Source organism: Mesorhizobium sp. A556 (assembly GCF_054489545.1).
Genome location: NZ_JBTMXA010000003.1, coordinates 24,416 through 37,645, shown reverse-complemented (window position 1 = coordinate 37,645; position 13,230 = coordinate 24,416). Strand labels below are relative to the sequence as shown.

Below are 13,230 nucleotides of genomic sequence, written 5' to 3'. Positions count from 1 at the left end.
TGCAGCGCAACTAGAAAGGCGGGGAGGCGTCCGCCTCCCCGCCTTTCGCGGACCAGTGTAATACGGTTAGAAGGAAAGCGTCAAAGCGCCTTTTCGAGTTCCGGCAGGGCGACGAAAAGATCGGCGACGAGGCCGTAATCGGCGACCTGGAAGATCGGCGCTTCCTCGTCCTTGTTAATGGCGACGATGACCTTGGAATCCTTCATGCCGGCCAGGTGCTGGATGGCGCCGGAAATGCCGCAGGCGATGTAGAGGTCAGGGGCAACCACCTTGCCGGTCTGGCCGACCTGCCAGTCGTTCGGGGCATAGCCGGCGTCGACCGCCGCGCGGGACGCGCCCACCGCCGCGCCCAGCTTGTCGGCGACAGGCAGGATGACTTCCTGGAACTTTTCGGCGGAGCCGAGCGCGCGGCCGCCGGAAATGATGATCCTGGCCGAGGTCAGTTCCGGACGGTCGGTTTCCGACAGCTTGTTCTCGATGAAGGTCGAAAGGCCGGGATTGCTCGCGGCCTTGACGGTTTCCACCGAAGCGGAGCCACCTTCGGGGGCTGCCTGGAAGCCGGCGGTGCGCACGGTGACGACCTTCTTGGCCTCGCCCGATTGCACCGTCTGGATGGCGTTGCCGGCATAGATCGGCCGCTTGAAGGTGTCGGGCGAAACAACCTCGACGATCTCGGATATCTGCGCCACGTCGAGCAGGGCGGCGACGCGGGGCGCAACGTTCTTGCCGGTCGAGGTCGCCGCAGCGACGATGGTGTCGTAGCCGCCGGCCAGCGAAACGACCAGCGCCGCCATCGGTTCGGCAAGCTGCTGGGCCAGTTCGTCGGCCTCAGCCAGCAGCACCTTGGTGACGCCCTTGAGCTTGGCGGCGGCGTCGGCCGCAGCCTTCGCGCCCTTGCCGGCTACCAGTACATGCACGTCCGAACCGATCTGGAGGGCAGCCGACAGCGCCTTGGCGGTCTGGTCGGAAAGGGTTGCGTTGTCGTGTTCGGCAATCAGAAGAATAGCCATTCTTTTTTCCTTACTTCATCGGGTGCCTGATTTGAGGTCAGGCCGAAGCGAAAATGGTGACGTTCGAGAACCGGAGCGGAGCGTACTTTAGTACGTGAGCACCGGAAGCGGAGGACGGCGCCATTTGCAGCCCGGCCTCACCTCAAATCCTCAGAGCACGCCGGCTTCGTTGCGCAGCTTATCGACCAACTCGGCGACGCTCTTGACCTTGACGCCCGCCTTGCGGCCGCTCGGCTCCTCGGTCTTCAAGATCTTGAGGCGCGGCGTCACGTCGGCGCCGAAATCGGCCGGGGTTTTTTCGTCCAGCGGCTTCTTCTTGGCCTTCATGATGTTGGGCAGCGAGGCATAGCGCGGCTGGTTGAGCCGAAGATCGGCGGTGATGATGGCGGGCATCGTCAACTCCAGGGCCTGCAGGCCGCCATCGACCTCGCGCGTGACCTTGGCCTTGTCGCCGGAAAGCTCGATCTTGGAGGCAAACGTGCCCTGCGCCCAGCCGAGCAGCGCCGCCAGCATCTGGCCGGTCTGGTTGGAATCGTCGTCGATCGCCTGCTTGCCGAGGATGACCAGGCCGGGCTGTTCCGCCTCGACTACGCCCTTCAGCACCTTGGCGACGCCGAGCGGCTCGGTCTGCTCGTCGGTCTTGACCAGGATGGCGCGGTCGGCGCCCATGGCAAGCGCTGTGCGCAGCGTTTCCTGCGCCTGCTGCGGTCCGACCGAAACGACGATGATCTCCTCGACCTTGCCGGCTTCCTTCAGCCGGATCGCTTCTTCGACCGCGATCTCGTCGAACGGGTTCATCGCCATCTTGACGTTGGCAAGTTCCACCGCCGACCCATCGGCCTTCACGCGGACCTTCACATTCGCATCGACAACCCGCTTGACGGGCACCAGGACTTTCATCTGCTTGTCACCTTTATCCGATGGTTTGGAGCGAGCCGTAGCAGCACGCGCTCCCTCGAAGTTGTCGAAAGCCGACATTTTTCATGGAAATTCCGTTGTTCAGCCGTCTCAGTGGCGGAGGGGGCTTCCACAAGCGCGCGGACGGTAATTGTGGCCCGTCTATACGTCAATATGCCGAGGCAACCAAAATCGGTTGAATCATTGCCGTCCCCAGCGCGATGGAGGTTGCCGGTCGGCCGGCTGCAGGACGACGGGTTGCTCGGGGTCGATGGCAACCGGCACGACGATGGCCTCGTCCGTCAAAGGCACGTTGCGGCGTCGCAACAACAACACCAGCACGGCACCGGAAATGATCCCGCCGATATGGCAGGCCCAGGAAATCTGGTCCTCACCGCCGAGCACGAACATAGCGAACTGGAGCAGGATCCACAGCGCCAGCGGGATATAGGCCGGGATGCGCAGCGGGATTCGGCCGAAGGCCAGGATCCAGATTTTCACGCGCGGAAAAAGGATGAGATAGGCCACGACGACGCCCGCGATAGCGCCGGAAGCGCCGATAAGCGGCGCCTGGGAATCAGGCGCGACCAGGCCGTGGAAAAAAGCGCCGCCGATGGCGCAGGCCACGTAGAAAAGAAGGAAGCGATAATGGCCGAGCGCATCCTCGACATTGTCGCCGAATACCCACAGGAACAGCATGTTGCCGCCGAGATGGAAAATATCGGCGTGCAGGAACGAATAGGTCAGGTAGCTCAGGTTTTCGGGAATGATGACGAACTGGGGCGACAGTTCCGCCGTATTATGGATCACCGACGGGATGAAGCTGAGGCCGAGAACGGCGGCATTGGTGAAGTTTTCACCGCCGATCTTCGTTGCGAGGTAAGCAGCGACGTTGATGCCGATCAGGATGAAGGTGACATATTGCAGCCGGATGGTGCGCAGATGGTTGGTGTCGTAGAGCGGGATAAACATCGAAAACTCCCCCGCTCGCCGGCGGAAATGTCAGCGGTTCTTGCCCGGCACCCATAGCACATCGGCATTTCCGTTGTCATTGACCGTGCGCGCCGCGACAAACAACAGGTCCGAAACCCGGTTGATGTATTTGATGCCTTCGGGATTGACCGGCTCGGCCGGGTTCTGCGCCAGGCCGACCATCAGGCGCTCGCCGCGCCGGGCCACCGTGCGGGCCAGGTGTAGGGCGGCGGCGGCCGGCGAGCCGCCGTTCAGCACGAAGGAGCGCAGCGGCTGCAATTCCTTGTTGAGGAGGTCGATGTCCTGCTCCAGCCGCGCCACCTGCGTCGCGGTGATGCGCAACGGTTCGTAGTCGAGGGGTTTGCCGTCGTCGGGGCAACAAAGGTCGGCGCCGAGATCGAATAGGTCGTTCTGGATGCGGCCAAGCATGGCGTCCAGCACCGGGTGGGTTTGCGCCGTGTGGACGCGGGCCATGCCGATGCAGGCATTGGCCTCGTCCACAGTGCCGTAGGCGTCCACGCGAGCATCGGACTTCAGCCGCCGCTCCCCGGTTCCCAGGCCCGTCGTGCCGTTGTCACCGGTGCGGGTGTAAATCTTGTTGAGTTTGACCAAGGCCAGAATCCGATCCGATATTGCTATTTGCGGGTGAAATAAACGGCCAGCAGCAGCAGCACGATAGCGATGAACTGCAATAGCACACGCAGTTGCATCATCTTGTTGGAGGTCATGGGGTCGCCGCCGCGCATCATGTTAAAGAGGCCGCGCCCAAGCACGGCCACGACCGCAACCATGACGAGGATAGCGAAGATATTGAAGACAGTGCCCATGGCCGTTCCCGTTCGATCAGTTGGTTCTGGCGACAAGCCGGTAAAACAGCGATGCCGGGAGAATGCGCTTGAGAAGGATGCCCGCTCTCGCGGGTAGTGTTACTACATAATGTGGACGCGGACGCCGCGAAAGAAGCGCGTGCTTCAGTGCGGCATAGACGACATGCGGGCCGGCCTTTGCCCGGCCTTTTGTCGGTCCCGATCGTAACTGGTCCATCTGCCTGCGATAGGCCTCGCGGTGGGCGGAGTTCTCGTGATCGATCCTGTCCATGAAAAAAGGCAGGCCGTTGTCGTGCAGATCGGAGACGACGGGACCCGGCTCGATCAGCGAGACATGGATGCCGGTGCCGGCCAGTTCCTGGCGCATGCTGAGCATCAGCCCCTCCAGCGCATATTTCGATGCGCAATAGGCGCCCCGATAGGGCATGGGCATGAGGCCGAGGATGGATGAGCAATGCACGATGCGGCCGTGTCCCTGCCGGCGCATCGCCGGCACGATACGCCGCGTGAGATCATGCCAGCCGAAGAAGTTCGCCTCGAACTGCTCGCGCAGCAATTCGACCGGAATATCCTCGACGGCGCCGGCCTGCGCATAAGCGCCGTTGTTGTAGAGCGCGTCGAGCCTGCCGCCGGTTTTCTCCAGTACCGTCGCCACCAGCGTCTCGATCGATAAAGCGTCGCGGTAGTCGAGGGGAAAGGCTTCGATGCCTTCGGCTTCAAGTGCTGCAATGTCGCGGCTTTTGCGCGCCGTCGCGAAAACCCGCCAGCCATCGGCGCGCAAGGCCCGGGCACAATAAGCGCCGACCCCTGACGAAGCACCGGTGACGATGATTGTGCGCAACTCTTTCACCTGAAAGCCGTTGCTCCCTGAAGGCTTGCCATTTACCGCAATCCCTTCCCATATTCGCGGCCCGGAAACAATCGCAGGTAGCTTTCTTGTTGAGGAACATCGTTGCCTTCAAACGCGTGGTCTACGATGCGCTTGGTCATTTCAACAACGATGACGGCTGGGCCATGTCCAGTCATCTGGCCATTACGGCGCTGATGGCGCTGTTTCCGTTCCTCATCTTCGCGACCACGCTGGCCTCGTTCCTGGGTGCGCAGGCATTTGCCGACACGGCCGTGCATCTGGTGTTCGATACCTGGCCGGAGCAGATCGCCAAGCCGATCGCCCGCGAAGTGCTCAACGTCCTTACCGTACAGCGCACCGACCTGTTGACCTATGGCGTGTTGCTGGCGGGCTATTTTGCCTCGAACGGCATCGAGGCGCTGCGCACGTCGCTCAACCGGGCCTACCGCGTGGTCGAAACGCGCGGCATCCTCTACAGGCGGGCGCAGAGCCTCTTCTTCGTGATCATCGCCACGGTCGGGTTCGTGATCATCAGTGTGCTGCTGGTCCTGGCGCCAATCCTGGCGCGGCTGGCCGAGGCCCATTTCGAATGGATCAAGCCCTACATGGGCACCTTCACGCTATGGCGCTACATCATCGCGTCGATGGTGATCATCGGCGGATTGTTCGCCGTGCACTATTGGCTGCCGCTCGGCAAAAGGCGCTTCCTGTCCATCGTCCCCGGCATCGTTTTCACCCTGGTCGGTTGGCTGATCGGATCGACCATCTTCGCCACCTATCTCGACCATTTCTCGTCCTATGTGACGACCTATGCAGGCCTCGCCTCGATCATGATCGCGGTGGTGTTCCTCTACATCGTCTCGGCGATCTTCATCCTCGGCGGCGAGTTCAACGCCGCGATCACCCGCTATCTCGAGGCGAGGGCGCGGGTTCCGGGCTGAGCGGTCGCCAGCGCCACGCCAAAGGTGGTGATCGCCATGCCGACGATCTGGATGGGATCGAGTTTTTCGCCGAACAGCGCCCAGGCCATCACCGCCGTTACCGCCGGCACGAGATAGAAAACCGAGGCGACCTTGGACATTTCGCCGTTGCGGATCATCACCATCAGCAGGAAGACCGCGCCGATGGACAGTACCAGCACCAGCCAGGCGAGTGCGAAGAAAAGTTCCCCGTTGAAGACGACCGTGCGCGCTTCGAATAGAAGCGAGCCCAGCGCGACAACCAGCGCGCCGCCGACATATTGCCAGACCGTGGTGGCCACCAGATTGCCGCTCACCGCAAAGCGCTTCTGCCAGATCGTGCCCAGCGTTATGCCCAGCACGGAAACGACGGAAGCAGCAAGGGTTTCCGCCGTGATGCCGCTGCCCATCTCACCGAGCCGCGGCCATAGCACGACGACGACGCCAGCAAAGCCCGTCGCCAGGCCGATCCAATGGCGCGGCAGGATTTTTTCGCCCAGCAATTTGCCCGCCAGCACGGCCGTAGTCAGCGGCTGCAGTCCGGCGATCAGCGCCGAGAGGCCGGCCGGCATGCCGCGATGGATTGCCCAGAACACGCCGCCGAGATAGACGCCGTGGATCAGCATGCCCGCGATCATGGCGTGCATGGCCTCGTCGCGATTTGCTCTTTTCGCGCCGATCAGGGTGGCGATGGCGACCAGAAGCGCCGCAGCCACGACAAAGCGCATCGACAGGAAGGTGAACGGTTCCACCCAGGGCATGGCGTAGCGCGCGCCGATGAAACCGGTCGCCCACAAAATGACGAAAGTGGCGGGAATGAACCGCTTGAGACTGTGCATTTCGGCCCGGCCATTGCTGGAAGAAGGAGGGCTGCCTGTAGTGCGGTTCTTCGCAACAAGCAAAGCGAAACGGTTGAACCATAGGATAACGGGAATTGATGACGGTTTCGGCGCGGTCAGATTGCGACCATCTGCCGGATGCGGTCCGGCGTGACCGCGTCTGCCCGCAAGGCGGCAAGACTGGTGTCGCGCAGGCTTTTCGACAGCTTGCGGCCGTCGGCATCCAGAATGAGCCGGTGGTGAAAATAGGCGGGTTGCGGCAGGCCGAGCAGTTCCTGAAGCACGCGCTGCACGGACGTGGCGAGAAACAGATCGCGCCCGCGCACAACATGCTCGACGCCTTGCAGCGCATCGTCGGCAACGACCGCCATGTGATAGCTGGTCGGCAGGTCGCGCCGGGCCAGGATGACGTCGCCCCAGTCCTGCGGGCGGGCCTCAACGCTGACTGCCGCTGTCAGGCTCTCGTCGGCATATTCGGTCCATGCCAGCTTGCTGCCGATACGCGCGATCGCTGCCGCCATATCCAGCCGCCAGGCGAAAGGGTGGCCTTCGGCGATACGCCGGCGGCGCTCGCTCGCCGGGATCGTCTTGTCCGAAGGGGGATAGAGCGGCACGCCGTCCGGGTCGGTCGGCCAGTCCCGCCCCTTGCTGTCGCTGCCGGCAATGAAAGCGCGGATTTCGCCTCGACTCATGAAGGCCGGATAGACCAGTTCTTCGCGAATCAGCCATTCAAGGATGGCCCCGTATTCGGCGAAATGCTCCGATTGCCGCCGCACCGGCCGTTCCCACTCGATGCCAAGCCACTCCAGGTCGCGCAAAAAGCCTGCCTCAAACGCGGGCGTACACCGTGCCGTGTCGATATCCTCGATGCGCAGCAACAGCCGTTCGCCGGTTCTTTTCGCCAGTTTCTGGTTGAGCAGCGCGGAATAGGCGTGGCCGAGATGCAATTCGCCGTTGGGGCTGGGCGCGAAGCGGAATGTCAGGAGGTTCATCCTTCGGCGTTAATCGGGTTGCGGTGCTTCCGCCGATTGCTACTTTGCCCCGAAGGACGGGACAAGGGAACCATGCAGCGCATTGCAACGCTCGATGACATAGGCAACGGCCTCGACGCGCTTTGCTTGCTGGACCCGCGCCTGAAAGCCGTGCGTGACAAGGCCGGCGAGGTCCCGCTCCGGTTGTCGAAGCCGGGATTTCACAGCCTTGCCTCGATCGTCATTTCGCAGCAGGTGTCGCGCGCCAGCGCCGATGCCATTTTTGGCCGATTGACCCGGTTGGTCGATCCGCTGACGCCGCTGGCAATCCTTGCGTCGGGCGAGGCCGTGTTTCGCGAGGCCGGCCTGTCGCGCCCGAAACAACGCGGCCTGGTCGCGGTTGCTCAAGCCGTGGCGGATGGCCTCGACCTCAATCATTTGTGTTCGCTTGACGCGGAAGAAGCGATGGCTTTGCTGGTGGCCGTGCCGGGGATCGGCCCGTGGACGGCCGAGGTTTACCTTTTGTTTGCCGCCGGGCATCCCGATATTTTCCCCGCGCGCGATGTCGCCTTGCAAACGGCGGTCGGCCATGCGCTTGGCGTTGCGCCACGCCCGCCGGAAAAGGCGCTGATCACTATTGCCGAATCATGGTCGCCCTGGCGCGGGGTCGCTGCCCGGCTTTTCTGGGCCTATTACCGGGAGTTGAAGGGCCGCGAGGCCGTTCCGCCGGCGTGAGACGCTAAAAAAACGTTGCAGACAGGCCGTTTTACCGCATCGTCTAGCCGACAATCCGCTTCACATCCCTGTCATGTCGGGCTTACAGTATCGGTGACGTTCGGATCGAAAGCGAAGGAGGTCGGGAACGTGACGGTCGCCGTCTCTGCGAATGGGCTTCCTGCACTGGTGCTGAACGCGGATTACCGTCCGCTCAGCTATTACCCCTTGTCGCTCTGGTCGTGGCAGGATGCCATCAAGGCGGTGTTTCTCGACCGGGTCAACATCGTCGCAGAGTACGAGCACGCGGTTTCTTCGCCGACATTCTCGATGAAAGTTCCGAGTGTCGTCAGCCTGAAGGCCTATGTGAAGCCGTCAAGGCACCCCGCCTTCACTCGCTTCAACGTATTTTTGCGCGACCGCTTCCAGTGCCAATATTGCGGGACGCCGGAGGATCTCACCTTCGATCACGTTCTCCCGCGTCGTTGCGGCGGGGCAACGACGTGGGAGAACGTGGTGGCAGCCTGCTCGCCCTGCAATTTGCGCAAGGGTGGCCTGATGCCGGCCCAGGCCAAGATGTGGCCCCGCCAGAAACCCTATCAGCCGACGGTGCACGATTTGCACAATAATGGCCGCCTGTTTCCGCCGAACCATCTGCACGAAAGCTGGCTCGATTATCTCTACTGGGATGTCGAACTCGAACCTTGAAGTCGTTCAGACCTACGGAATGCCGGCCATCTGGCGGCTCAATCGCGAGAAAATGCAGCGCGCAGCGCGACGAAGGCCAGGACCAGGCTCGCAATGGCGTTCCAGCCGGCCATGGACAGGCCGAGGATACGCAGCGCCGCCTTGTCGCAGGATGGCGGCACGAATTTTTCGAGCGCATCCAGCACGCCGTTGCCGCCCGTGTCGACAGGACCGGCGACGTCGGTGCAGTCGGTCGGGCCGGCCCACCAGGCCCATTCTACGCCCGAATGATAGATAGCCAGACCGAGACCGTAGAGCATCAGCAGGCCGCCGATGGCGAGCAGGATGCGCGACAGCCAGGCCGGCAGGCGAAGCGCACACGCCCCGAACGCCAGCACCATCAGCGGTATGCCGACATAATAGGGGATGCGTTGTTCGTAGCAGAGCTTGCAGGGGATGTAGCCGCCTATGTACTGGAAGGCGAGCGCCGAACCGACGACGGCAGCCATGGCGACTGCGAGGAACAGGGCCGTCAGTTGTCGGCGGCTTTCTGCGGCGTCGAGGGTCGAGATCATGACTGCGCTCCAGTTGCCTTACGGCGATGTTCAAATGGCATATTTGACGAGCAAGTAGAGGAGAATAAGGACCGCCGCCGCGACGCCGGCAATCAGGCCCAGCCGCTTTTCAATGAATTCGCGAATCGGTTCGCCGTAGCGGCGCAGCAGCCAGGCCAGGAAAAGGAACCGCGCGCCGCGCGCGACGATCGCCGAAACGATGAACCATCCGAGCGGAAAGCCGACCACGCCGGCCAGGATCGTCACCACCTTGATGGGCGGCAGGTGCGCCAGGCCGGAGGTGACCAGCATCAGGAGGATGATACCGTCGCCCGAAGACAGCCGCAGGTGCTCGAACTCGTCGAACTTGCCGTAGAATTCGAGGATCGGCCGGGCCACGGCATCATAGGCGTAATGGCCGATGAACCAGCCGGCGATGCCGCCCAGCACCGACGCGGCGGTGGCGATCAGCGCATAGCGATAGGCGCGGCTGGGGCGCGAAAGCGCCATCGGCAGGAACAGTACGTCCGCCGGCACCAGGAAGACCGAGCTTTCCACGAAGGCGATGAGGGCGAGCCACCATTCGGCGGATTTCCGTGCCGCCAGCGACAAGGTCCAGTCATAAAGTCCGCGAAGCATGGTGTTCCCTCGAAGTGCGCCGCCTGAATAGGAAAAATCCCGGTGCCGCACAATGGCGGCGTCTTCACGAAATCGAAAACGGGGCCTGGCGGGCCGACAGAGAGGGGTAACGGCTGCTTTGCCGGAACGGGAGAAGCAATCCAGTTGACGGACAGGGGTCGGGGCGTGTAGTTCGCGCCATCTACTGCCGGTGACTGTTCCCGCAGCCTGAAAGGGTACGGGGCGCGCGTTCCGGCAGCCGGTCCCTCGCTTCAGGCAGGACCGGCAACGCCTGTGCGGGTGTGGTGGAATTGGTAGACGCGCTGGACTCAAAATCCAGTTCCGAAAGGAGTGCCGGTTCGATTCCGGCCACCCGCACCACTTTATTTTGTCTCACGCCAGTTCGCTTCGCTCACGGCTCCAACGGGGCGGCCTGACCGGCCGACGGGCGCTTGCCCTTGCGAACCCTGCGGGTTCGATGTTTCGGCATGGATGCCGTTTTTCCGTTCGACGCTACGGCGTACCGTTAAAGACAACACGGCGCTGGCTCCGGGGAAACAGCGCCGTGTTGTTTTCAGAACGGAAGTCTGTCGCTTCGCGTCAGGCGAAAGCGCCGTGGCAATGCTTGTATTTCTTGCCTGAGCCGCAAGGGCAGGCTTCGTTGCGGCCGACCTTGCCCCAGCTTGCCGGGTTGTTCGGGTCGCGGTCTTCGGGGGCCACGACGGCTTCCTGCCTGAGCAGTGTGGCGGTTTCGCCGCCGTGGAAATCGTCCTCGCCGGTGGTGCCGTCGAGGTGGCTGCCGAAAACCTCCGGAGCCTGCGGAGGCGGCGCATCGGCAGCCTCGCGGACCAGTTCGACGCGCATCAACTGCGCGGTAACAACCTGCCGAAGATGGCCTAGCATGGCCTGGAAGAGTTCGAAGGCCTCGCTCTTGTATTCCTGCAGCGGGTCGCGCTGGGCGTAACCACGGAAGCCGACGACCGAGCGCAAATGATCGAGATTGACGATGTGCTCGCGCCACAGCCCGTCCAGCGACTGGAGAACCACGGAGCGCTCGACATAGGTCATCACCTCCGGCCCAAACCGCTCGGCGCGGTCGGCGGCGGCGGTATCGGTGGCGGCGGTGATCCGTTCGCGGATATCGTCTTCGGCGATGCCTTCCTCCTGGACCCAGTCTTCGATCGGCAGGTCGAGGTTCAGGTACTGCTGGACCTCCGCCTTGAGCGTGGCGGCGTCCCACTGCTCGGCATAAGCACTTTCGGGGATATTCTTGGCAACGATCTCCTCGATCACACCGGTGCGCATCTCGGCGACCATTTCGCCAAGGCCTTCGCCGTCCATCAATTCGATGCGCTGCTCGAACACCACCTTGCGCTGGTCGTTGGAGACGTCGTCATATTTCAGCAGGTTCTTGCGGATGTCGAAATTGCGCGCCTCGACCTTGGTCTGCGCCTTTTCCAGCGCCTTGTTGATCCAGGGATGGATGATAGCCTCGTCTTCCTTGAGGCCGAGCTTCTGCAGCATGCCGTCCATGCGCTCGGAGCCGAAGATGCGCATCAAATCGTCCTGCAGCGACAGGAAGAATTTGGAGCGGCCAGGGTCGCCCTGACGGCCGGAGCGGCCGCGAAGCTGGTTGTCGATGCGCCGCGATTCATGGCGTTCGGTGGCAAGCACGTAGAGGCCGCCGGCGGCAAGCGCCTTATCCTTCAGCTTTTGGACATCTTCGCGAATTTCGTTTTCGCGGGCGGTGCGCTCGGGTCCTTCCGGCATGTCGGCCAGTTCCTCGGCGATGCGCATGTCGGCGTTGCCGCCAAGCTGGATGTCGGTGCCGCGGCCCGCCATGTTGGTGGCGATGGTGATGGAGCCGGGCTTGCCGGCCTGCGAAACGATGGATGCCTCGCGCTCATGGTGGCGCGCGTTCAGCACCTCGAAATCCTTGAAGCCTTCCTTGCGCAGGCGCTCGGCCAACTGCTCCGATTTCTCGATCGAGGTGGTGCCGACCAGCGTCGGCTGACCCTTGGCGTAGGCTTCCTTGATCTCCTTGACGATGGCCTTGTATTTTTCCTCGACGGTCCGGTAGACCTCGTCGCTTTCGTCGATGCGCATGACCGGAACGTTGGTCGGGATTTCCGTTACTTCGAGGCCGTAGATGTTGCCGAATTCCTCGGCCTCGGTCAGCGCCGTGCCGGTCATGCCGGCAAGCTTGGCGTACAGGCGGAAATAATTCTGGAAGGTAACGGAGGCGAGCGTCTGGTTTTCCGGCTGGATCTTGACGTGCTCTTTCGCCTCCAGCGCCTGGTGCAGGCCTTCCGAAAAGCGGCGGCCCGGCATCATGCGGCCGGTGAATTCGTCGATGATGACGATTTCGCCGTTGTTGACGATGTAGTCCTTGTCGCGCTGGAACAGCTGGTGGGCCTTCAGCGCGTTGTTGACGTGATGGACGATCGCGACATTCTCGATGTCATAGAGCGACTCGCCCTTGAGAAGACCCGCATCCCGCAGCATGTTTTCCAGCTTCTCCGTGCCCTCTTCGGTGAAGGTGGAGGTCTTCTGCTTTTCGTCGATCTCGTAGTCGGCCGGATCGAGCCTGAGCATGAAGGCGTCGATGGTATTGTACATTTCCGAGCGGTCTTCGAGCGGGCCGGAAATGATCAGCGGGGTGCGGGCTTCATCGATGAGGATCGAATCGACCTCGTCGACGATCGCGTAATTGTGACCGCGCTGCACCATCTGGGCGCGCTCGTATTTCATGTTGTCGCGAAGGTAGTCGAAGCCCAGTTCGTTGTTGGTCGCGTAGGTGACGTCGCAGGCATAGGCGGCAGCCCGTTCCGCATCGTCCAGGCCGTGGACGATGGTGCCGATGGTCAGCCCGAGGAATTTATAGACGCGGCCCATCCATTCGGCGTCGCGCGAGGCGAGGTAGTCGTTCACGGTGACGACATGAACGCCCTTGCCGGCCAGCGCGTTAAGGTAGACGGGAAGCGTGGCGACCAGCGTCTTGCCCTCGCCGGTGCGCATTTCGGATATGCCGCCGTCATGCAGCACCATGCCGCCGATCAACTGGACATCGAAGGGACGCAGGCCCAGCACGCGGCGCGCCGCCTCGCGTGCCGTCGCAAATGCCGGCACCAGCAGGTCGTCGAGGGTTGCGCCGTTGGCAATATCTTCGCGGAATTTTTGCGTGCGCGCCGTCAAATCGGCATCCGAAAGCGCGCGCATCTCGTTTTCCATGGCGTTGATCGCTTCCAGCCTTGGCCGCGCCGCTTTCACGCGACGGTCGTTGGAAGAGCCGAAAACCTTACGGGCGAGAGCGCCAAAACTGACCATAAATG

General features: G+C 62.4%; 14 protein-coding genes and 1 tRNA gene. 4 read left to right on the top strand and 11 right to left on the bottom strand.

What is annotated here, in order from left to right:
* Positions 1 to 80: 80 nt before the first annotated feature.
* From ACX3P0_RS08585 to ACX3P0_RS08560, 6 genes are all read right to left on the bottom strand, one after another.
* Positions 81 to 1,010, bottom strand: coding sequence for an electron transfer flavoprotein subunit alpha/FixB family protein (locus tag ACX3P0_RS08585; RefSeq protein WP_459087906.1), 930 nt, complete (start codon positions 1,008 to 1,010; stop codon positions 81 to 83).
* Between the two features lie 150 nt (positions 1,011 to 1,160).
* Positions 1,161 to 1,910 (bottom strand): electron transfer flavoprotein subunit beta/FixA family protein, encoded by a 750-nt coding sequence (locus ACX3P0_RS08580; RefSeq protein WP_459087905.1) that lies wholly within the window; start codon positions 1,908 to 1,910, stop codon positions 1,161 to 1,163.
* A 198-nt stretch (positions 1,911 to 2,108) separates the two neighbouring features.
* A complete protein-coding gene (locus ACX3P0_RS08575; RefSeq protein WP_459081502.1) occupies positions 2,109 to 2,879 on the bottom strand; it encodes a rhomboid family intramembrane serine protease in 771 nt (256 codons plus the stop codon).
* A 30-nt stretch (positions 2,880 to 2,909) separates the two neighbouring features.
* The gene (locus ACX3P0_RS08570) at positions 2,910 to 3,491 is read right to left on the bottom strand and encodes a cob(I)yrinic acid a,c-diamide adenosyltransferase (RefSeq protein WP_459087904.1); all 582 of its coding nucleotides are present in this window, start codon (positions 3,489 to 3,491) and stop codon (positions 2,910 to 2,912) included.
* A 23-nt stretch (positions 3,492 to 3,514) separates the two neighbouring features.
* Positions 3,515 to 3,706 (bottom strand): twin transmembrane helix small protein, encoded by a 192-nt coding sequence (locus ACX3P0_RS08565; protein ID WP_459087903.1) that lies wholly within the window; start codon positions 3,704 to 3,706, stop codon positions 3,515 to 3,517.
* A 16-nt stretch (positions 3,707 to 3,722) separates the two neighbouring features.
* The gene (locus ACX3P0_RS08560) at positions 3,723 to 4,556 is read right to left on the bottom strand and encodes an SDR family oxidoreductase (protein WP_459087902.1); all 834 of its coding nucleotides are present in this window, start codon (positions 4,554 to 4,556) and stop codon (positions 3,723 to 3,725) included.
* Between the two features lie 86 nt (positions 4,557 to 4,642).
* On the opposite strand from ACX3P0_RS08560, the gene ACX3P0_RS08555 reads away from it, so the two are divergent.
* A complete protein-coding gene (locus ACX3P0_RS08555) occupies positions 4,643 to 5,497 on the top strand; it encodes a YihY/virulence factor BrkB family protein (RefSeq protein ID WP_459081498.1) in 855 nt (284 codons plus the stop codon).
* On the opposite strand, the gene ACX3P0_RS08550 is transcribed toward ACX3P0_RS08555, so the two are convergent.
* Positions 5,464 to 6,354, bottom strand: a complete 891-nt coding sequence (locus ACX3P0_RS08550) for a DMT family transporter (protein ID WP_459087901.1) — start codon at positions 6,352 to 6,354, stop codon at positions 5,464 to 5,466. The two genes, ACX3P0_RS08555 and ACX3P0_RS08550, sit on opposite strands and share 34 nt — an antisense overlap.
* Before the next feature lie 116 nt (positions 6,355 to 6,470).
* On the bottom strand, positions 6,471 to 7,346 hold the full coding sequence (gene gluQRS, locus ACX3P0_RS08545) for a tRNA glutamyl-Q(34) synthetase GluQRS (RefSeq protein ID WP_459087900.1): 876 nt from the start codon (positions 7,344 to 7,346) through the stop codon (positions 6,471 to 6,473).
* Between the two features lie 72 nt (positions 7,347 to 7,418).
* On the opposite strand from gluQRS, the gene ACX3P0_RS08540 reads away from it, so the two are divergent.
* Both ACX3P0_RS08540 and ACX3P0_RS08535 read left to right on the top strand, forming a co-directional pair.
* Positions 7,419 to 8,060 carry a DNA-3-methyladenine glycosylase family protein gene (locus tag ACX3P0_RS08540; protein ID WP_459081495.1) on the top strand — a complete coding sequence of 214 codons (642 nt, stop codon included), beginning with the start codon at positions 7,419 to 7,421 and terminating at the stop codon, positions 8,058 to 8,060.
* Between the two features lie 129 nt (positions 8,061 to 8,189).
* The gene (locus tag ACX3P0_RS08535) at positions 8,190 to 8,747 is read left to right on the top strand and encodes an HNH endonuclease (RefSeq protein ID WP_459081494.1); all 558 of its coding nucleotides are present in this window, start codon (positions 8,190 to 8,192) and stop codon (positions 8,745 to 8,747) included.
* 38 nt (positions 8,748 to 8,785) lie between these two features.
* On the opposite strand, the gene ACX3P0_RS08530 is transcribed toward ACX3P0_RS08535, so the two are convergent.
* Entirely contained in the window at positions 8,786 to 9,301 is a 516-nt protein-coding gene (locus ACX3P0_RS08530; protein WP_459087899.1) for a disulfide bond formation protein B, read from the bottom strand.
* A gap of 30 nt (positions 9,302 to 9,331) precedes the next feature.
* A complete protein-coding gene (locus tag ACX3P0_RS08525; RefSeq protein ID WP_459087898.1) occupies positions 9,332 to 9,919 on the bottom strand; it encodes a YqaA family protein in 588 nt (195 codons plus the stop codon).
* 275 nt (positions 9,920 to 10,194) lie between these two features.
* Here ACX3P0_RS08525 and ACX3P0_RS08520 point away from each other — a divergent pair.
* Positions 10,195 to 10,279, top strand: a tRNA-Leu gene (locus tag ACX3P0_RS08520).
* Between the two features lie 219 nt (positions 10,280 to 10,498).
* Here ACX3P0_RS08520 and secA read toward each other — a convergent pair.
* Complete coding sequence (gene secA, locus ACX3P0_RS08515) at positions 10,499 to 13,225, bottom strand: preprotein translocase subunit SecA (RefSeq protein WP_459087897.1); 2,727 nt, start codon at positions 13,223 to 13,225, stop codon at positions 10,499 to 10,501.
* Positions 13,226 to 13,230: the final 5 nt, after the last annotated feature.

Excerpts from the sequence above, each read along its gene's own strand:
- ACX3P0_RS08585 (WP_459087906.1), bottom strand. The coding sequence starts at position 1,010 with ATGGCTATTCTTCTGATTGCCGAACACGACAACGCAACCCTTTCCGAC.
- ACX3P0_RS08580 (WP_459087905.1), bottom strand. The coding sequence starts at position 1,910 with ATGAAAGTCCTGGTGCCCGTCAAGCGGGTTGTCGATGCGAATGTGAAG.
- ACX3P0_RS08575 (WP_459081502.1), bottom strand. The coding sequence starts at position 2,879 with ATGTTTATCCCGCTCTACGACACCAACCATCTGCGCACCATCCGGCTG.
- ACX3P0_RS08565 (WP_459087903.1), bottom strand. The coding sequence starts at position 3,706 with ATGGGCACTGTCTTCAATATCTTCGCTATCCTCGTCATGGTTGCGGTC.
- ACX3P0_RS08550 (WP_459087901.1), bottom strand. The coding sequence starts at position 6,354 with ATGCACAGTCTCAAGCGGTTCATTCCCGCCACTTTCGTCATTTTGTGG.
- gluQRS (WP_459087900.1), bottom strand. The coding sequence starts at position 7,346 with ATGAACCTCCTGACATTCCGCTTCGCGCCCAGCCCCAACGGCGAATTG.
- ACX3P0_RS08540 (WP_459081495.1), top strand. The coding sequence starts at position 7,419 with ATGCAGCGCATTGCAACGCTCGATGACATAGGCAACGGCCTCGACGCG.
- ACX3P0_RS08530 (WP_459087899.1), bottom strand. The coding sequence starts at position 9,301 with ATGATCTCGACCCTCGACGCCGCAGAAAGCCGCCGACAACTGACGGCC.
- ACX3P0_RS08525 (WP_459087898.1), bottom strand. The coding sequence starts at position 9,919 with ATGCTTCGCGGACTTTATGACTGGACCTTGTCGCTGGCGGCACGGAAA.
- secA (WP_459087897.1), bottom strand. The coding sequence starts at position 13,225 with ATGGTCAGTTTTGGCGCTCTCGCCCGTAAGGTTTTCGGCTCTTCCAAC.